Here is a 19,224-nt window from a genome sequence, read left to right as displayed (position 1 = left end):
GCCGGTCCTGTAGTTGAGTACGCCGCCGCGCGCAGCGTTCGCCGATGCGTCGTTTGAATCAGAGGTCTTGGCACTACTGGCCAATAGGCTGATCGTGTTGAGGGTAATCTTGAGCAATATACGGATGGCGGCTTTGCCGAATCGGCTAAGTCGAAATATGTAGGCGACTGTTCTATTCTTGTAAACCATCACTATGTAATGATAGCGCTCAATTGGCTTGTTTTCGCAATGTCGCGGGTAAGAACTTATCTATTTCATCATCTGAAAACGTCATTTCTTCTCGCAATTTAAGACCCTGCCCAGCATATTTATAGGCCTTGGGGCTTGTCCGCGGTGCTGATGAATAAATTCCGGCGAGTTCGGTCTGTAGTTCGTCTCGTTTTTCCCGGATAAGGCCCATATCCACGTCCACGGCACGAAGATCGGCAAGTAATGAAAGGTAAGACTCGCGAATATTCCATAACTCGGTGGCGGTCTTCTTGTGTTGCTCAGCTTGTTGACCAGGGTCAACGTCTTTTATGTATGCATTAAGGATGAGCAATACTGTAGATATGATGGCAGATACTACTGCGGCAATTTTGCTGGTTTCCGGCTCTCCAATAAGTACCGTCACCAAACCACCTGTCGTCAATGCAGATAATACAATCTGTGCGAGCTTTACTCGCCCAAGCCACTGCATACAAAGATCAGCGTCCTTTTCGTGAGTTTTGGTCGTATAGACTACACGGCCAAAACATTCCCTTATCTGTGATTCAAGGGCAGACATTTCAACGTTATGTTGGGAATTCTGTTCCATAAACCTCCCTCCATTTCTGACGTGCAGTCCAGCCGTATGTTTCACTTTGGTAGCTACACGCTTCGACAGCAATGTTCTTGCATCTTAGAGCCTTATATTCAAACGCTCCCTTTCGCCATACATATTGATTCGCACCTGGAGATAACCAGTACTGTTTATCAGTAGGCTGTGATCGCAGATACTCAAAAAAGTCCCTACTCATGAAGTCGTAATACAAGTATGACTTGTCACGATATTCATACCCACGAATAAAGTAATAGGCAAGCGTGTCGATCAATAAACCACTGATCGGGACGTCCCATTTCTTCTTCCAAGCTCTTGCCATCTTGCATAGGTTCTTTAGGTTACCGTTGCACTCCTTATCAAGTCTGTTGATTTCGGATATTTCTGGGCGGGGATTGGTAGTTCTCCAAGAACCTCCGCCATTTGAGTCAGGGTATGTAAAGCTGTCGTCCCTGTTAACAAAGGCAGGCAGGATCTCAAAAGTTATGTTGTCTTGGAATGATACGACCACCACTTGTCCATCAGCGCCGGTTTGTGTTGTAGGGTAGGTTTTACGAAGCGCATTTCTTACAAGCTGAAGTAGCGCCGACTGTCCATTGCCGGAATAGGCATTGTAGGTGTTGTAGTATGAAACTGGCAGCCAGAAGATCATGTCAACATCACTGGTTTTCCCAGTAGCAGTATTTCTACCAAAAGAACCAGCGTAAATGCTGTGACTGGTGCGGGAATCAGTATTCCAGAACTCCAGGTTAAACCTGCGAGTAATCAGTTCATAGCGATCCGATATTGACTGCCTATTAGTTACAGCCAGGTTGTTACAAAACGATTTGAAATCTTCACCGACTCCCATGCGTTCAAGGTGCTCACATCTGCATTAACGATTTTTGACTCGACCCTGTTTGGTCTCATCGTTGTCCGAAAGCTCTTTTGCCGTCCCCATTAATTGTTCAATACTCTGGGACGTAAGTCCGGCTTCCTTGATGTATCGAATCAGATTCATGGCTTCTGGGTTCTCGTGCAGGTAGTCAACGATCTCCGGATCAGTAGAGGAGGAGAGCCGGAAAAGCACATCGGGATCGGCTGCGAGGGTCTTTGCCAACGCCTTGATAATCTCGGGACTTGGCGGGCGTTCTTTGCCGCGTTCAATGCGGCTAAGGTAGGCGGGTGATATTCCCACCAATCCCGCCGTTTCACGCAGGCCCAGGTCTTGGGCGCTACGCAAATCCCGAATAGTTTCTCCAAAAGCTTTCATAATGGAGAATATAGAGTACTGTTTAGTGTTATGCAACAGTTAATTTATCTGGTATAGTTTGGTAAAGTATGGAAAAGTTACCCGAGTAGCGAAAAGAATAACCACAATAAACGCATGAGATATAAGGTCAACAGCTTCCGGGAGAAAGGCATGCAAAATGAAGAAATGCTGAAAATCAAGGACGTTGCTGCGTTGCTGAAGGTCGGTGAAAAGACCATTTATTCCATGGCGCAATCCGGTGAACTACCCGCATTCAAGGTCCGCGGCCAGTGGCGATTCGCCCGGAAGGATATTGACGAGTGGATCGCGAAGCAGAAGAACACAACACAAGATCTGGGTGGGGGCCGTAGCCAATGATGAATTCAACCTACTGTAGCGGAGTTTGATATGGGAAAGAAAAAGAAACAGGCGGAGAACACAATCGCTGCAGGATATACGCTCGACTATGTATCCGGAGAACCGATTAAGGAAACCAAGAAAGAGCTAGTACGCCAGCGGGTCGCACGTGCCCTGATTCATGAGTACGGCTTTTCACCGGAAGACATGGAACTGGATTTCTCAATCGGTGGGCGCAAGAAAGTGGACGTCGCTATTTTTCATCATGGCGAGGAGCACACGATTGAAAACATAAGTCGCGCTGCGATCTGCCGGCCTGAGCCCAATGTTGGCAAGAACGCCGTGCGTATACGGGACTTTGACCAGGCTGCTAAGGACCTCGACGAACTTGAGAGCATCATGCGAGAGGTCGATGCCATTAAGTACGGGTTGTGGACAAACGGGCTCGAGTTCTTTTTTCTCGAGAAGGAAAAAAAGCGATTCGAAACGAAGTGCAACCCGATAGGCGATTGGCCGATGGCAGAAGAGTCTGTCGGCACCAAAGAGGTCTTTTCCGATGCGCATACCCGTGTTGCAGACAACGAGATGCTCAAAATTACCTTTCGCCGCTGCCATAACTTTATACATGGTAATGAGGGTATGCCGAAGGATGCCGCCTTCTGGCAGTTTCTGTATCTCATTTTTTGCAAAATGCATGACGAGAATCTGCGGGCGAAACAGCGCAAAGCCTGGAAACGCCGTTTTTGGGCAGGTCCCAAGGAACAATTTGATTCTAAGGGTCGTAAAGAGATAAGGGCGCGAATTGAGGAGCTTTTCGCCGAAGTCAAAAAACAATACAAGAACATCTTTCGCGGTAATGAAGACATAACCCTGTCCGACCGGGCTCTGGCTTTTATTGTTTCGGAACTGGCCAAATACGATTTCACCCGCACCGATGTGGATGCCAAGGGTGTCGCCTATCAGGAACTGGTGGGCGTCAATCTACGTGGCGACCGAGGCCAATACTTTACGCCGCGGGGCGTGGTGAAGTTGGTCGTGGAAATGCTCGATCCCAAAGAGAACGAAACACTGCTGGACCCTGCATGTGGCACCGGCGGTTTCCTGGTTGCCACACTTGCGCATATGTTGAAAAAATTCCGGGAGGAACAGGATACATCGCCTGGTGATGAGACCAGTACCGAATTCCTGAATGTTCATGAACGCTTGAAGGAGTATGCGGCCGCCAACGTCTTCGGGGCCGACTTCGATCCATTCTTGATCCGCGCCGCACAGATGAACATGGTGCTGGCGGGTGATGGCCGTGGTCACATCTACAATATCAACTCGCTTGAATTCCCTTTGGGGCACCTGGCAGACCTAACAAATGCCAAAAAAGAAATTCCACTCGGCTCGGCCCATATCATTGCCACGAATCCTCCGTTCGGCTCAGACATTCCAATCACGGACAAACACATCCTGGAGCAGTACGAGCTGGCCCATAACTGGGAGTCGGATGGTGAAGGTGGATTTCGCAACACTGGCGTTCCTAAAGGCAGCGTCGCGCCCGAGATCCTTTTCATAGAGCGCTGTATCAAGTGGTTAAAACCAGGCACTGGACGCTTAGGCATCGTTCTGCCCGATGGTGTTTTGGGTAACCCGGCAGCGGAGTACATCCGTTGGTGGATTATGCGCGAAACGCAAGTATTGGCCTCCGTCGATCTGCCCGTGGAGGCTTTTATCGCCGAAGCCAATGTCAACATTCTCACCAGCCTGCTGTTTCTGCGTCGCAAGAGTGAACAGGAAAAACGCGCAGAGGCGTTGGGCGGCATTGAGGAGTACCCGGTATTTATGGCAGTGGCGGACAAGGTTGGTTTCGACCGTCGTGGCAACAAGCTATACAAGCGCACACCCGACGGCGAAGAAATCGTCGAACCTCGTCAGCATGAAGAAAAGTTCAGAATTAAGGGTGAGTGGGTTAAGCGCGTTCTTACACGCAAAGAGAAGGTTGAAGATAACGACTTGCCAGTCATCGCTGAAAAGTACCGAGAATTTCATGCAGAACTTGATGGACTTGCACCTGCCAAGAAGAAATCAGCGAGTAGGGCGAAAGGATCGGCCAGCAAGAAGGTGGCGGTGCGATGAGCGATCAAATTGATGACGTCAATGATGATCAGCAGGGTGCTGCCGAAGAGAGCGGCCCGGATAACTTTTTCATCGACATCCTGACCGGCAACAAGGAGAGCGCCTCGGCCAAGAAGCTGCTGATGCAGAAGGTTCTGCGCCAGCTCATCGAGAGCTACGGCTTTGACAGAAACGATCTGGAGGTTAACTACAATCCGCAGATTCCCGGTCAGGGACGCAAGCGTATCGACATTGCGATTTTCCGTCCCGATGCCGAGCATAACAACGACAATCTGCAGCGGATTATCGTCTGCAAGAATCAGAAGAAGCGCGACAAGCTCCGTTCCATTGCCGAGGCTGACGCCGACCTGCGTGAGCTCAAGGAACTGCTGGAGTTGATTCCCGGCGCAACGCTGGGCATGTGGACTAACGGTCAGGAAGAGTTCCTGTTCCAGGTCGAGCGCACCCGCTTCGAGGTCCGCGCCAAGCCTCTCGGTGTCTGGCCGGTTCCAGGCGAACGCACCACCGATCTCGATCGTACCGGCGGTGTCATTCAGGTCAGCGCCGAGGCGGAGGATCTCGAAGATGCACTGATGCGTTGCCGCCAGTATCTAAATCGCAATCTGGGACTCGACCACAAGGATTCCTTCAAACAGTTGGCCGTGCTGATGCTGGCCAAGATTCATGACGAGACACTGCCCAACGGCGAGCGCAAGTTCTGGATAAAGGGCGATGAGCCTTTCACCGAGGTGGGCCAACAGGCCATTGCCCAGCGCATCAACGAATCTATTACCGCCGCCAAGGCCTGGCAGCCGAACCTGCTGACCCGTGGCTGGGATCTGACGCTGGAATCCCACGAGACCGCCCGCGTGGTCATGGAGCTGGCCCGCTATAACTTAAGCGAAACCCAGCCCCGTTACCGTACCGGGGCCTTTCGTGCAGTCGCCCGCAGCGTAATGGACGGCCGTGAGGGCCGCTATCCCACGCCGCTCAACGTGGCCGAAATGGCGGTGGAGATGCTCGATCCGCAACCCGGCGAACGCATCATGGACTGCTCCAGCGGTACCGGCACTTTTCTGGCCATGACTGCCGCGCACATCTTCAAGAAGAAACTGGCGGCCATGGGTACCACAACCGAAGAGGCCACCAACGAACAGATCCGTCAGGCGCAAAACGAAACCGCCGCCTGGGCGGCCAGTAATGCCCTGGGCTGCGACATCGATCCCTTTCTGGCCGTGGCCAGCCGCATGAACCTGCTGTTCACAACAGGCAATCCGGGCCGCGTGTTCCGCATCGATGCCCGCACCTTCCCGGACGGCGAGCTGGATGGCATCGAAGCCGCCCGCCCGGCCATGTCACTGGGCAGCATGGATATAGTTCTGCTCAACCCCTGGTTCTCGACAAAGGATGTTATTGCCGACGAATCAATTCTCTCTGAGTATGACCTTGGAAAGGTCTGGAACAAAGAAGAAGGCGGTGACGGTTACATCAACTCAGGCGCCATCAACACAGGAGGTGTACCGCCTGAGGTTTTATTCATTGAACGTGCGTTGCATTGGGTCAAGCCTGGAACTGGCCGTGTTGGCATCCTACTTCCTGATGGTGTTTTAGGAAATCCGGGCGATGAGTACATTCGCTGGTGGATACTGCGACACTGCGAAGTGCTGGCCTCGGTTGACCTTCCAGTAGAACCGTTCAAGGTCACCGTGAAGGAGTACGGTCTGACGCCTGCCTTGCCCAGCCTTTTGGTGCTGCGTCGCCGCAGCCAGGAGGAGCTGATCAATACCGAGCACCCGGAATATAAGGTCTTCATGGCCGTGGTGGATCGGGCCGGTGTCGACGCCCGAGGTAATCTCCTGTTTCAGCGAGCCCCGGATGGTGAAGAACTGGTTTTCGATGAGGAAGTGATCGAGCGGGTTCGTGAAGGTGGTGAAGTGGAAATCCGCCGGACCACGCGCCGCAATCGCCGGATTCATGACGAGCTGCCGCTGGTGGCAGAGAAATACAAGGAATTCCGCGCAACCGGCGAGGTGACGTTATGAGCAGAAAATTTCAGTGCAGAGCGATTCCAAGCACATGGCTTGAAAACAATGGTCGTCGCCTTGACTGCGGTCCTTACATGTCAGGAGCAGTCGAAGCAAAGGAACTATTGAAGAGACATGAGAATGAGGCTCTCAAGAGTCTTACCGCCGGACATAATGGTGGCATTTTTAACGGCCCTAGGTTTCCTCGCGTTTACGTTGATGATCCAACGAGTGGTGTTCCCTTTCTTGGCAGTACAGACATTCTCGACGCAGATTTATCTAATGTTTCGTTGTTGTCCAAAAAGCAGGTTGAGGGGAATCCTGCCTTGGTCCTTGATGAAGGATGGACCCTTATTACCTGTTCGGGAACGATTGGACGGATGGCTTATGCCCGTTCGGACATGAAAGGGATGGCGGGCTCACAACATTTCATGAGGGTTGCGCCCGACATTACCAAGATCACTCCAGGCTACCTCTACGCATACCTTTCAAGTCGATTCGGCGTTCCAATTGTGGTGTCTGGTACCTATGGGGCGATTATTCAGCACATAGAACCACATCACATCGCAGACCTTCCTGTCCCGAGACTCGGCGACATTGAAGAACAAGCAAACGAATTGGTTCAAAGGGCAGCGGAGTTGAGGGTTCAAGCAACCGATCTCCTCAAAACTGCCGGTTCGATGGTCAATCACCATTTTGGCTTCCCGGAAAAGCTGGCATTGTCACATCGGGTCTTCTCGTGTTCGACAGCTTCCTCTTCGCTGGTTCTCAAGCGGCTGGAGGCAACCTTCCACGATGCTGTTGCTCAAGAAAGTGATCGGCTGATTGCTGGCGTCACACGCAAGGATGAATTCTCAACTCTCGGAATAGCGATTAGCGAAACCGGTCGGCTTAAACAGGTCTTTGTTGATGAGGAGTACGGTGCCCCGTTTCTGACCAGCGGCGAAATTTTCCGCCAACGTTATGAGCCGACGCGTTTCCTGTCCAGCCGTCTACTGCCGGACGAAAGTGAGTGGGCGACCCAGGAAGGCGACCTGCTTCTTGCTCGGAGTGGCCAGGTAGGCGGCATCATCGGTCGTGGCGTTTGGGCAGACCGCCGTTTTGCTGGTGGTTGTGTATCGGTAGACGTACTGAGGCTTAGTGCGCAGAACTCGCAGATTCTTCCAGGCTACCTCTACGCATACCTATTCCTCACTGATGTCGGTTACCGGCAATTGATTCGGACAGCCGCTGGGAGCTCCATTCCGCATCTGTCGGCACCAGACGTATCTCGTCTGCTTATTCCCCGATGCGACAGTGCCCTCGAAGCTAAGCTCAACGAGCTGGTCTGGAATGCTGGACATAAGCGGGCTGATGCTCAGGAAAAAGAAGACCAGGCTCGCGCCCTCGTCGAGCACACTATCGAGGAGGGAGGTCGCTGATGGCGAAGGTCATACCCATTGGGCAACCCGCGAATGAATCTGAACGGCAGGCCATCGGTTTCCTTCGGGATCATCTGCCCGATGGCTGGCTGATATTCCACAACTTTGAGATGCGTCAGGGTGAGGAGGTGTTCGAAATCGACATCGCCATCCTCGCGCCTCACGCGGTGTATCTGGTGGATGTCAAAGGGACGCGGGGCAACATCGATGTGTATGGCTCCAAGTGGTACCCAGAAGGACGGCAGCCGTTCTTCTCGCCGCTGGCCAAGCTGCGCAGCCATGCCAAGACCATGGCCACCATCATCCGCGAGAGCAACACCGGCCTGATCGAGCTGCGCAAGGCCCATGTGCATGCCGCCGTGCTGCTCACCGCCGATGACGCCGCCGTGTTCGACCAGGCGGGCATCGACAGCCCGGACGTGACCGATTACAAGCACTGCCTGAAATACTTCCGCGACGCGAGCCGCATCCCCGACAACCGGCTGGACAACATCACCCGCTTCCACTCCCAGATCGCCAAGGCGATCACCGGTAACGCCAAGCCCAAGAGCGCGGCGCTGGTGTTCCGCGACTGGCAGGTGGAAGAGAAGCTGGGCGGCACCGACCGCTACACCGAATACCGCGCCAAGCACAACCTGTTGGGCAAGAGCGGCGGCATGGCCCGCCTGCGGGTCTATCAGGCCGACCCTTACCAGGACGAGGCCGCCCGTAAGGAAGAGTTCAAGAAGATCAGCAACGCCTATCGCGCCGTGGCGCACATGCCGACCCACGCCAACGTGCTGGCGGTGAAGGATCTGTTCGTCTCCGACGATGAAGATAAGGTGGTGCTGGTCACCGAGGACCTGCCCGGCCAGGCCCTGCGCCTGCACATCAACAAGGCCTCCCTGGCGCTGACCTTTGACCAGAAGCTCCAGGTGATGCGCGACGTGCTCTCGGCCCTGGACCATGCGCACCGGCATGAGGTGATCCACCGCAATCTCACCCCGGACGCCATTCTGGTGACCAAAGGTGGACAGGCCCGGGTGACGGGTTTCGATTTCGCCCGCGTGGGCAAGAACCGCACCTCCACCATCGCCGATCAGGTGGTGGATGATCTGGAAGCCGCCTACCAGGCTCCGGAGTGCTTCAAGGACCCGACCCAGGCCAGCATCGCCTCCGACCTCTACGCCGCCGGGCTGATCTTTTACGAGCTGCTGACCGGCGAGCTGCCCTTTGAAAGCGTCGACCAGATGATGGAGGCCGACGGCCGGTTCCCGATGAAGCCCTCGGAACACAAGCCGGACCTGCCCAAGGGGATCGACGAGTGGCTGCAGAAGTTCTGCGAGTTCGACCCCGAGGAACGGCACACCAGCGCGGCCATCGCCCGCAAGGGCCTGGATGACCTCATTCTGCCCGAAGCAAAGAATGAATCCGCCCCGGATGTGAGCGGCCCGGCCGTGGTCGTGCCGCAGCTCCCCGATAACCTGATGAACCTGCCGCAGGATTTTCATTCTGGCGGATCGCTTCCGTATTCAGAAGAAGCTGGGTAGTGGTGGCTTTGGCGTCGCCTACAAGGTGTTCGATTCCCTGGGCGATGTGGTGCGGGTCATCAAGCTGGTGACTAAAGACCGCCGCAGTGTGTACGAACGGTTGCGCCGCGAATACAAGACCCTGACCAATCTGCCCGACCACCCGCATGTCGTGAAGGTGATCTGGGCGGATCGCATGGCCGATACCAAGCAGACGCCGTACATTGTCTTTGAATATGTAGAAGGTCTGGACGTCTCGGATCTGATCGATGCCGAGGCGCTATCGCTGGATGATTCCGTACGCATTGTACGCGAGGCCGCGGAAGGGCTGGCTCATCTTCACAAGCACGGGGTTTACCATCAGGATGTCAAACCCTCCAACCTGCTGTGGACCGATAAGGGTGTCCGCATCATCGATTTCAACGTTGCGGTCTCCGAGAACGACGAGATTCAAGGCGGTGGCGGTACACGGCGCTACTTGCCGCCGGACTATGATTACTCCTCTGAGCCGGATGCTTCGGATCGGATGGACCGCGACCTGTATGCCCTGGGCATCTCCTTCTATGAGTGCCTGACCGGAAAGTATCCTTTCGACGAGCCCACGCCGCCGATCAAAGCTCAGCCCAAGGACCCCAAGCAGTTCAAAGGCTGTGGCGACGTAAACTCTTCGTTGATTAATGTGCTGGTGAAAATGATTGCGCCTGAACGCAAGGATCGCTTTGCGTCGGCGGAGGAGTTCTTGACCGCCTTGGCCGAGGTCAAGCGCCTACGCTCGGTGCTGACCACCGGCGAGATCGGAACCGGCCCCAAGGTGGTGTCCAAGCTGGGCTTCGAGCCGACCAAGCCCAATACCAATCCTTTCGTCACCCATTTGCTGACTCTCTATAGCCAGAGCCAGGTGTCCAACGCGGGCACCCGTGGCCTCGACGAAGTTGGCAAGGCTACCTATGTTCCAACTTACCTCGACGAGAAGCTCAAGCCTGCGCTGCTTAAGGGTGAGTTTCGCCTGGTAATCATCAGCGGTAATGCCGGTGATGGTAAGACAGCCTTTATTCAGCAGTTCGAGGCCTTTGCCGAGAGCAAGGGCGCACAGATGCAGCGCGGCGCGAATGGGGCTGTGTTCCAGCTCAAAGGCCACACCTACCAGAGCAACTATGACGGCAGTCAGGATGAAGGTGACGAACGCAACGACACCGTACTACAGAAATTTTTCGCCCCCTTCGCGGGCGAGGACGCTTCCGGATGGCCCGAGAATCAGACCCGCTTGATCGCGATCAATGAAGGTCGTCTGGTCGATTTCTTCCTGGAGCATGGAGAGGAATATCCGCTGCTTGCCAAACAGATCCAGCAGGGTTTGGCCGGGGCCGCTCCGGAAGGCGGTATCGCGATCATCAACCTCAACCTGCGCTCGGTAGTGGCCGAACCCGAGGAAGGTCAGCCTTCGATTCTGGAGCGCCTGATCGCGCGCATGACGCAACAGGAATACTGGCAGGCATGCGAGAAGTGCGACCTTAAGGGCAAGTGCTACGCCTACCACAACGCCCGGACCTTCCAGGACTCTGTTGCAGGTCCAAAGGTGATCGATCGGCTGAAGATGCTCTACACCATTACTCACCTGCGTGGTCGCCTGCACATCACGATGCGCGATATCCGTTCGGCGCTGGCCTTCATGCTGGTGGGTACCCAGGATTGCGACGGCATTCATCAACTCTATCAGAACGGCGGTGAAGAGACTCAGAACCGAATCCTCGACGGATTCTATTTCAACTCGTGGCTCGGCGGGGCGGAAGGCTCGAATGATCGATTGGTTTCGCTGCTACGCGAAATTGATGTCGCCCAAGTCAGCAATCCAGATCTGGATCGCGAGCTTGGCTTCCTCAATCCGAAGACCAAGGCTGTAAGCCGCTTTTCGTTTGCGGAGCGAACCAGTTATGACGATGAGTTGGTGGAGACGTTATTCCGCAATCTGCCTCGCGATTACTCGTCGAAGAACCGAACTCGACTGATCACCAAACATCGGAATTACCTTTCGCACCTGCGTCGTCGCCATTTCTTCGAGCGGCGCGATATTGGCTGGAAGGAGATGCTGCCGTACGGAAGCATCGACCCCTTTCTGAATGCCATTGAGCAGCCCGGCGGGAAAAGCGCCGATGAGGTCACCGCTATTCTCTGGGCGATCAATCGCGGTGAAGGCTTGAGTGATCCGGCGCGTTTAGGTAACCAACTTGCTCTGCGTGTCCGCCAAGTGGATAAGGGCACGATCCGCAGTTACCGCCTCTTTGACGGCGACCATTTCATACTCCGCACCGAGCAGGAAACGGCGACACATCCTTTCCTCGAGTGTCTGTCTCAGGCGCTGGTACTGATTTACGATTCCGGCGACGGGCACAAGGCCAGTCTGCGCATCAATCTCGACGTCTACGAAATGCTGATGCGACTCAACAATGGTTACCGGCCAAGCATTGAGGAGCAGGAAGGTTTCTTGCTGAGTTTAACTGTATTTAAGAATCGTCTGGCCTCAGTGCCCTACAAAGAAGTTTTGCTGACCAAAGCTGGGCACAAGTTCTACGAAATCCGTCGCGAGGACGACGGAGTGTTGAAGATGACAGTTTCAGAAAAGGGGGGTGAGTACCATGTCAGTTAAAGGTCGCGACAAGGAATTCAGAATCCCCAAAGTTTCTTATCTCGATTTCAAGCATATCGAGATGGACCGTGTTCTGACGATGTTGTTTCCGCGGCTCAAATATGACGGTTACGGTAGCCGTCGCCCCCCTCGTGGCGGCGACCTCTCAGTTGATGAGTTTCTACAAGACTTTTTAGAGCATCCGGAGTGGTTTTCTGGATTCGACAAGCATTCGGATATAACTCGCGCCTGGATTGAAACCGACCTCATGGATATGGTCAATCGTGGAAAAAGCAATCAGGCGCTTGCTGCACCGCGTCCTCTTCATGGTAACACCTATAAATTCCGCAACGCGAAGCACACGCGTGATTACGGTGCGGCCGAACAGATTTACTGGATGCTTTTCTATGCTCGCAAAGGTAAAGGGCAGGCGGCGCGTGATGCCTTGAAGCGGTTCTTCTTTCCGGGAATCGACCTAGTGACAGACCGTTACGATCCTAACGCATCCGTGGATGTGGAAACACAGGCGATCCTGCGTCTGGATCATCAAGTCACACAGGATATGAAGGACTCAAAGGAGCCATCACGTTTTCAGCCTTTGTGCATCGGCCAGGCCGATATCATGGCCGACGACATTCTCCGGCTTCTGGCCTACGAGCCCTATATTCCGCGCTCCGTACTGGTGGATTATCTCAAGACCCTTTTAGCCTTCCATCTGGCGCTCTACCACCTCAAGCTGCTGCAGATGCTGCCCAAGCTGGTGAAACAGCGTTCTGGCAACGATCTCTGCACTATCAAGGAATGCCCGATCAATCCCGGTCTTGATAATGCACTGGAAGGCTGTCCATACCGCGTGGCGTTGGTTGTGGATATGGGCGACATCAACAATCCACATATGGCCGAATTGGCCCGCAAGTCTACGGACCGACTCTATAGACAGATACCGGCCTTCGTGCAGGCTAATTTCGTCGTCAAGAAGCTCGATGAAATGGCGGAATACCTAAATAAAAAGACAGGCAAGCTTGCTACACCAGGGGGAGGCGTGTTCGGCGTTGGCGATTTAGTTTCTCTGCTAAAGCCTGAATATGATGCCGAGCGGCAAGCGTACTTCAAATTCCGCCTTGCCAGCCTGATTGAGGAGTCTACCTCTGGGAACGAAGACGTAGATCCAGAAATCAGAGAAGTTACTTCGATGGGGCTCGGGGAATTTGAGTCATTCATCGAAATTCTGATGGCCTATCGAGGAAAATATCATCGCCAGTACATCACGGAATGCCTGGATTCTCTCTTACTGAAAAACAAAGAAACCGGTCTGTTGGCTCAATCCCGAACCAAGGGAAGTCCACGTCGATTCGTTTTGGGAAGCAAATTGCTTGAAGTACTCCTACAGGTTGCTGTGTTAACTCAAGACAGCGGGCGCTTTGTTACCCGGGAAGTGCGCATCGAGGAGTTGTTGGCTTTTCTGAGAAACCGTTACGGTCTTCATATCGATCGGCTACCGGAAGGAGCTCAGGCTAACAGCAGTATTCTGGACAGACGCGCCTTGCGCCTCAATGTGGAAGCCTTCAAGCGTCGCCTGCGTGAAATCGGATTCTACGAGGATCTGTCTGATGCCTACGTGACGCAGAAGGTGTCTCCCCGCTATACGATCGAGAGAAATGACGGAATAAATAAGAATGGGAGGCATGCATGAGCGACGCGTTCACCAAGCTTTCCCAGGACAAACTGAACGCGGCGGTTGCTGGTGTCCTTTGCCCCCGTATTGAAGCGATCCTGGGTGACCGTGGCCCAGGCCACTGCATGCGGGTCACCGATCTCGATGACGAGGTAATGGAGTCGGTCTGTAAGGAACTGCGCCGAGCCCGGCCGCATGGAAACATTTTTATTCTCGGCAGCCATGATCAGGAGGATCAACCACACCGGGTAACCTCCACTAAACTGGTGGAGTTGCGCAACCCTGATGCGAACGGTGAGCTGCGTCAGCCCTTGCTGGTGTTTATACCAACCTCGCTTCGCACTAGCGCCGAGGACTCCTTCGGCGTGGCGACCTTCGAGGAGCTAACCTTCACCGGTATCTATGAGGATCTTATCGACTCCCTGCTTGATCGGCTTCCAGCAACGCTGGTCAGCTATGTGCGAGATATCCTGGGCATGCTCACGGAGGAGGAGTGGTTGTTTGCCGACGACACTTCCCGAGTGCGGTATCTGCTTACGGCGCTCGAAAACGGAATTGATGGAGAAACACTTGGGGCCAGTCTGTATGAATTGACGCTGATTCCTGACTTCAAACTCTTTGCCGATCCCGGGATGGTCAATGGCAAGATTCGCCGGAACCTTGCCAGTGTCCGCAGCCTAATGATCTCTCACAAGTCAGTTCGTGGCCGCATCGCCGATCTAGGACTCAGCGACAAAGCTTTGGAGTCGCGCCTGTTCACTTACTTCGAGAAATACGATGTTCAGGAGCCGGAAACCTGGACGCCTCCCATTGCGATCGACAAGAGTTGGTGGAGCATTTCGTTCGACAAGTGGACGTTCCAGGAGGAGCTTTCCCTGGATAAAGTTCTGTTGACGGTATTGGAAACGGACCTTCCGGTGGTGCAGGAGGATGAAACTGATGATCAATTATCTGGGCTGATTGGGCAACAGGTATTGATTCCCAATGATCGTCGGAAAATGAACGTGGTCTTTGAAGTCAATCCTCACCCGAGCAAGATCAGTGGTCTGGATCACTTTACTGTACAGATCATTTCGCAAAACGATGGCCCTGTCGGCAAATCCAAGAAAGTTAAAGCCTGGACCCCAAACCGCCTCCAATGCACGACTAACCTGGCTAAGCTCAACAAGATCGAATTTGAAGAGGGATGGCATTTCATCCGCGTCCTGCCTTGGACTGCCGATGGCGATCCGATCCCACTGGAATCTGATTCCAGTACCGAGGGCGCTAAACGCTCTTATGAGAGCGAGCCTTTCTATGTCCTGCCCGGTGGCAGCATCGAGGAAGAACCTCCGCAACGAGCCATACCCATTGAACAGAGTCTGGAGCATGCGCGTTTCCGGCTGCAGTTGACCTCGCTGGGAGATGAACGTGATCCGGAGGAGATAGCCATCAGCGGTGTCACCTGGGCTGAGGGCAGTCGGTCAAAGAAAGCCTCACGTCAGGAAACCTTGTTGGCGAAGTTTGGTCGTGAAGGCGCTGTACAGATTCCACTCTCGCGCATGCTAAAAACTATCGAGCAGCGTATTTTGGCAGTGCCTAAACATCCGTCTGGCTGGCGAATGCAGATCAATATTGATACCGCCGAGCCGCCTTCCGAAGTTGGACTTACACTTCCAACATCCGCAGCAATGGCCTCTTTCCTGGCCGCACGAGAAGAGTTTTTTTCAGTAGTGCGTAAAGACACTGCCGAGCTAATCATGCAGGGGCTTTCGTTCCGAGACTCGGAAAAGGAATGTCTTGCGTATGCCGAGGCATACCTAGACCTGGTAAGGAACCTTATCCGACAGGCTGAGACGACTTCTGGTGCCGAGCGACAGCAGCACTTGCAAGCCCTCCGAAATGTTTTGGCCGTTGATTCAATTCACGTCATTTTGACCGATTTCCGTGGAAGGCATAGGGAGGCAGTGTTGGTTTCACCAACCCATCCGCTCCGTTCTTTATGGCTGAGCAGTTGGGTCACTCTGGGTAAGGACTGGATTGAAAAGATCAAGGCTGGCGGAAAGGATCACATTCCTCATGTCCGCTCCGCGCTTCTGGATGGTCTTGTGCCATCAGCCTATCCCGTGGGTGTGCCTGTTGAGGATGGCCGCATCTTTACTCCCGTCGATAACTTTAATGCTTTCTGGGCGCTCTACGCTCCAACAACCGAGGAAAATTCACGTGGTCTGATGGCGGAGATATGTTCAGCCTTGGGTTTGGCTGAACCTTCCGCCGCAGGAACAGATATTTCTGGAAAAGTCATTGCTGACAAGATCGAGCGCTATCTCTCCCAACATCCATATGTGCGGGAGCTGTCGTTGAATATCTTCAATCCAGGTGCCGGCTCGGTCATCGCAGAAGCTCTACTTTCGCTACAACAGAAACGTGAGCACGCCGATTTGCGCTACGACATCCGACTATTTACATCCGATCCTGATTCGCCAGTCTTGGGTGAGGCACTTGAATCGATGGTCCGTCCCGGATCAACGGTGAACGAGGCCGCCGATGCGTTCGCGACTTCTACCGGCAGTCATCTGTTCTCCAAACTGAATTTGGCCAAGCACGCGCTCACCGAATTCCATGCAAATGCGAAGGAGTTCCCTGCACACATTAGCGTTCTGTTGGACGTGTTTCCCGCTGAGGAACTCTCGGTAGCTGAAAAACCGATGGGGGTAACCCCATTGCATGGCCTGATACAGGACTATGATACGGAATTCGTTGATGATGATTCTGGTACTTACTGGAATAAGCGTCCAATTGTCGGGCGCTCTATTGGAGCAGACAACCAAGCGGTGTGCTTCGATTTGCTCGCCTTACTGAGCCGTCACTTGAGTTTTGCAACCTCAGCGGTTGCAGCTTCTGGTGCCAGCTTCAAAGCCGTCCCTGTCGTCACTCTTGGTTTGGATGTGGCACAACGTGAATTGATCTATGAAGTCCATCAGATCAGCGATTGGGTTTTCACAATTGACCGTAATATGGGAATCGAATTCTTCGATCATGGTGGACGGAAGAACAGGCCAGACTACTTGATTGATTATGTACCGGGAGCCAGCTCTCAGGCGACGCACAATCTGATCATTTCCTCACGGTCGAACGAGGAACTTGAGGCTATGCTGAAGCCGGTTCTGCTCGGGCATGGTCTGTCAGTTGATGGCGAGCAATCAGTCCAGATTCTGGCAAGCCTGCGTTCGCTGTCAGGGCAACTTGCATTGAAACTGATCTCTGCGCCAACTCAACAAGCAGAAGCACTTGGTCTGGCTTTAGCGCGACTTTACCTCGAATATCAGGGAGCTTTAAGCAACCAGGTTATTGTTCCTTTGGATGCTCATACAGATTTGTATCGTTCGAGCAGTGAGGCAGAAGATGTCAACGACGCAATAAGCCTTCAGCGTACTGATTTAGGATTATTTGACCTCGATCTGACATCAAGGACAATCACCTGCAACTTGGTTGAGGTTAAATGTTACTCGCAAGTAGGTGACTTTGCCGCCTTCAACCAACTGAAGGAACGGATCTCCGCTCAAATAAATCAGAGTGAGCGCATTCTCCAGCGTCATTTCGATCCGGCCCTGAAAAAGCCGGACCGGCCGGATAGGTTGCTCAAGAGCAGGGAAATGGCGCAGATCCTTCGGTTCTATCTGGAACGCTCTTTGCGTTACGGGATCTTTGATGCTACCGCGGCACAGGAAGCGCGAGGTTTACTCGAATCCATAGAGCAAGGTTACTCGCTTCAGTTCAGGCGCTGTGCTCTTATCTTCGACTTTGACAAGGCGGGAACCGAGGCTCCGGACAATGAGGTGGGTATCGAATTCCACCGCATAGGTAAGGACCTTATTCACGCCTTGTTGGAAAACTGCCGTAAGCCTGTTTCGGTTGAGATTGAGAAAGAACCGACAGTGCAACTCTTAAGTGAACAGTTCATTCCGAATGTGCCGAAACTCGAAACGGCAGCCTTTATCGCACCCAAGAGAGCGCGATCGACCTCCTGGACGTTGGATGAACTCTGGGACGATGAGTCGGAAACACCCATTACCTCGCCAGAACCTCCGTCCACAGCGGAAGCACCGAAGTCTACTCAAGAAGAAGCAGTAGAGCAGGAGGAACCTGTCGATCAGATACCTTCGACTTCTGTTCCTGAAGAGAAAAAGCAGGACGAACAACCCACCGTTGTTGCTGTTCCTGAGGTGTCTGCCGAACCCGAGCCTGAAGTACCAGAGCCTCCGACATCTGGGCCTTCGCCTCAAGCAGAGGTCAGTTATGACATCATGCTCGGCGTCAATGGCGATTCGCCGCAGTACGGGTTACTCGGAGAGGTTTCCGGCAGGAAGGTCGCACTGGATCTTAACCACACTCACACGATCAGTCTCTTTGGGGTTCAAGGTGGTGGCAAAAGTTACACCCTTGGAACAGTGATCGAGATGGCCTCGATGCCGATTCAGCATATCAATGTTCTACCAAGTCCGCTCGCCACAGTTATTTTCCACTACAGTCCGACGCAGGATTATGCGCCGGAGTTTACCTCGATGATAAATGCTAACTCGGTGGACGAGGAGATCCGTATTCTTCGTGAGCGGTACAAGGCCAATCCAAAGGCTCTGAAGGATGTGCTGATTCTTACCCCAGCGAACAAAGTTGCCGAACGAAGAGCTGAGTATCCTGACATAGAAGTTCGACCCATAGCTTTCTCGGCAACTGAGTTGAAAGCAGCCCACTGGAAGTTCCTGATGGGGGCGATAGGTAGCCAGAGCATGTACATGCGCCAAGTCAATCTCATTATGCGCAGTCTACGAAACAATTTGACGTTGGACGCATTGCGCAGTGGCATTGAGAATTCCGGACTGTCCGATCATTTGAAGGAACTGGCTCAGACGCGATTGCTATTTGCAAGTGAATATATCGATGACAGCCAACGCCTCCAAGAGGTGGTTCGTCCAGGGCGATTGATCATCGTTGATCTGCGGGAGGAATACATAGAGAAAGATGAAGCCCTAGGACTATTCGTTGTAATGCTGCAAATCTTTTCAGAGGCTACCTATCAAGGAAGTGCGTTCAACAAGTTGGTTGTGTTCGACGAGGCCCACAAATATATAGAGAACGATGATCTGGTGTCAGGCCTGATCGAAGTGGTTCGCGAGATGCGTCATAAGGGAACTAGCATTATGGTTGCATCTCAAGATCCGCCATCCGTCCCAGTGTCACTGATCGAGCTGTCCTCACAGATTATTATGCATAAGTTCAATTCACCGGCGTGGCTGAAGCATATCCAGAAGGCTAATGCTGCTCTAGGAGAACTGACCTCTGAGAAGATGAGTCACCTTGGTGCTGGCGAGGCGTATGTATGGTCGAGTAAGGCATCTGACGATTCGTTCACTAGAGGTGCTGTCAAAATCAGATGTCGCCCACGGGTAACTAAGCATGGTGGGGGTACCAAGACAGCGGTGTCTTAGGCCATTTAGGAATGTGGT

The 19,224-nt window shown here is 53.4% G+C and carries 11 protein-coding genes; 8 read left to right on the top strand and 3 right to left on the bottom strand.

Going from position 1 to position 19,224, the window contains the following annotated elements; genetic code table 11:
- Positions 1-208: 208 nt before the first annotated feature.
- From R3F42_12860 to R3F42_12850, 3 genes are read right to left on the bottom strand one after another with little or no spacing between them, the layout of a single operon-like run.
- Positions 209-796 (bottom strand): SLATT domain-containing protein, encoded by a 588-nt coding sequence (locus tag R3F42_12860; protein ID MEZ5542913.1) that lies wholly within the window; start codon positions 794-796, stop codon positions 209-211.
- Positions 774-1,649, bottom strand: a complete 876-nt coding sequence (locus R3F42_12855; GenBank protein ID MEZ5542912.1) for a nucleotidyltransferase — start codon at positions 1,647-1,649, stop codon at positions 774-776. The genes R3F42_12860 and R3F42_12855 overlap by 23 nt, the downstream gene beginning before the upstream one ends.
- 24 nt (positions 1,650-1,673) lie before the next feature.
- Positions 1,674-2,051 (bottom strand): helix-turn-helix transcriptional regulator, encoded by a 378-nt coding sequence (locus R3F42_12850; GenBank protein MEZ5542911.1) that lies wholly within the window; start codon positions 2,049-2,051, stop codon positions 1,674-1,676.
- A gap of 150 nt (positions 2,052-2,201) precedes the next feature.
- Between R3F42_12850 and R3F42_12845 the strand changes: the two genes are divergently transcribed.
- The 8 genes from R3F42_12845 to R3F42_12810 are packed head-to-tail and all read left to right on the top strand — an operon-like array spanning position 2,202 to position 19,206.
- Positions 2,202-2,408, top strand: coding sequence for a helix-turn-helix domain-containing protein (locus R3F42_12845; protein MEZ5542910.1), 207 nt, complete (start codon positions 2,202-2,204; stop codon positions 2,406-2,408).
- Positions 2,409-2,438: 30 nt separating this feature from the next.
- Complete coding sequence (locus R3F42_12840) at positions 2,439-4,508, top strand: N-6 DNA methylase (GenBank protein ID MEZ5542909.1); 2,070 nt, start codon at positions 2,439-2,441, stop codon at positions 4,506-4,508.
- Positions 4,505-6,529, top strand: a complete 2,025-nt coding sequence (locus R3F42_12835; GenBank protein ID MEZ5542908.1) for an N-6 DNA methylase — start codon at positions 4,505-4,507, stop codon at positions 6,527-6,529. Before R3F42_12840 ends, R3F42_12835 begins: the two co-directional genes overlap by 4 nt.
- The gene (locus R3F42_12830) at positions 6,526-7,932 is read left to right on the top strand and encodes a restriction endonuclease subunit S (protein MEZ5542907.1); all 1,407 of its coding nucleotides are present in this window, start codon (positions 6,526-6,528) and stop codon (positions 7,930-7,932) included. The genes R3F42_12835 and R3F42_12830 overlap by 4 nt, the downstream gene beginning before the upstream one ends.
- Entirely contained in the window at positions 7,932-9,461 is a 1,530-nt protein-coding gene (locus tag R3F42_12825; GenBank protein MEZ5542906.1) for a protein kinase, read from the top strand. Before R3F42_12830 ends, R3F42_12825 begins: the two co-directional genes overlap by 1 nt.
- A gap of 25 nt (positions 9,462-9,486) precedes the next feature.
- On the top strand, positions 9,487-12,084 hold the full coding sequence (locus tag R3F42_12820; protein ID MEZ5542905.1) for a serine/threonine-protein kinase: 2,598 nt from the start codon (positions 9,487-9,489) through the stop codon (positions 12,082-12,084).
- On the top strand, positions 12,074-13,756 hold the full coding sequence (locus R3F42_12815) for a hypothetical protein (GenBank protein MEZ5542904.1): 1,683 nt from the start codon (positions 12,074-12,076) through the stop codon (positions 13,754-13,756). Before R3F42_12820 ends, R3F42_12815 begins: the two co-directional genes overlap by 11 nt.
- A complete protein-coding gene (locus R3F42_12810; GenBank protein MEZ5542903.1) occupies positions 13,753-19,206 on the top strand; it encodes an ATP-binding protein in 5,454 nt (1,817 codons plus the stop codon). The genes R3F42_12815 and R3F42_12810 overlap by 4 nt, the downstream gene beginning before the upstream one ends.
- Positions 19,207-19,224 lie beyond the last annotated feature (18 nt).

The organism is Pseudomonadota bacterium, from assembly GCA_041395565.1.
GTDB lineage: Bacteria > Pseudomonadota > Gammaproteobacteria > UBA9214 > UBA9214 > UBA9214.
Note: the sequence above shows the minus strand (reverse complement) of the source record. Positions and strands in the feature narration are given on the sequence as shown.

Excerpts from the sequence above, each read along its gene's own strand:
- R3F42_12860 (MEZ5542913.1), bottom strand. The coding sequence starts at position 796 with ATGGAACAGAATTCCCAACATAACGTTGAAATGTCTGCCCTTGAATCA.
- R3F42_12855 (MEZ5542912.1), bottom strand. The coding sequence starts at position 1,649 with ATGGGAGTCGGTGAAGATTTCAAATCGTTTTGTAACAACCTGGCTGTA.
- R3F42_12850 (MEZ5542911.1), bottom strand. The coding sequence starts at position 2,051 with ATGAAAGCTTTTGGAGAAACTATTCGGGATTTGCGTAGCGCCCAAGAC.
- R3F42_12845 (MEZ5542910.1), top strand. The coding sequence starts at position 2,202 with ATGCAAAATGAAGAAATGCTGAAAATCAAGGACGTTGCTGCGTTGCTG.
- R3F42_12840 (MEZ5542909.1), top strand. The coding sequence starts at position 2,439 with ATGGGAAAGAAAAAGAAACAGGCGGAGAACACAATCGCTGCAGGATAT.
- R3F42_12835 (MEZ5542908.1), top strand. The coding sequence starts at position 4,505 with ATGAGCGATCAAATTGATGACGTCAATGATGATCAGCAGGGTGCTGCC.
- R3F42_12830 (MEZ5542907.1), top strand. The coding sequence starts at position 6,526 with ATGAGCAGAAAATTTCAGTGCAGAGCGATTCCAAGCACATGGCTTGAA.
- R3F42_12825 (MEZ5542906.1), top strand. The coding sequence starts at position 7,932 with ATGGCGAAGGTCATACCCATTGGGCAACCCGCGAATGAATCTGAACGG.
- R3F42_12815 (MEZ5542904.1), top strand. The coding sequence starts at position 12,074 with ATGTCAGTTAAAGGTCGCGACAAGGAATTCAGAATCCCCAAAGTTTCT.
- R3F42_12810 (MEZ5542903.1), top strand. The coding sequence starts at position 13,753 with ATGAGCGACGCGTTCACCAAGCTTTCCCAGGACAAACTGAACGCGGCG.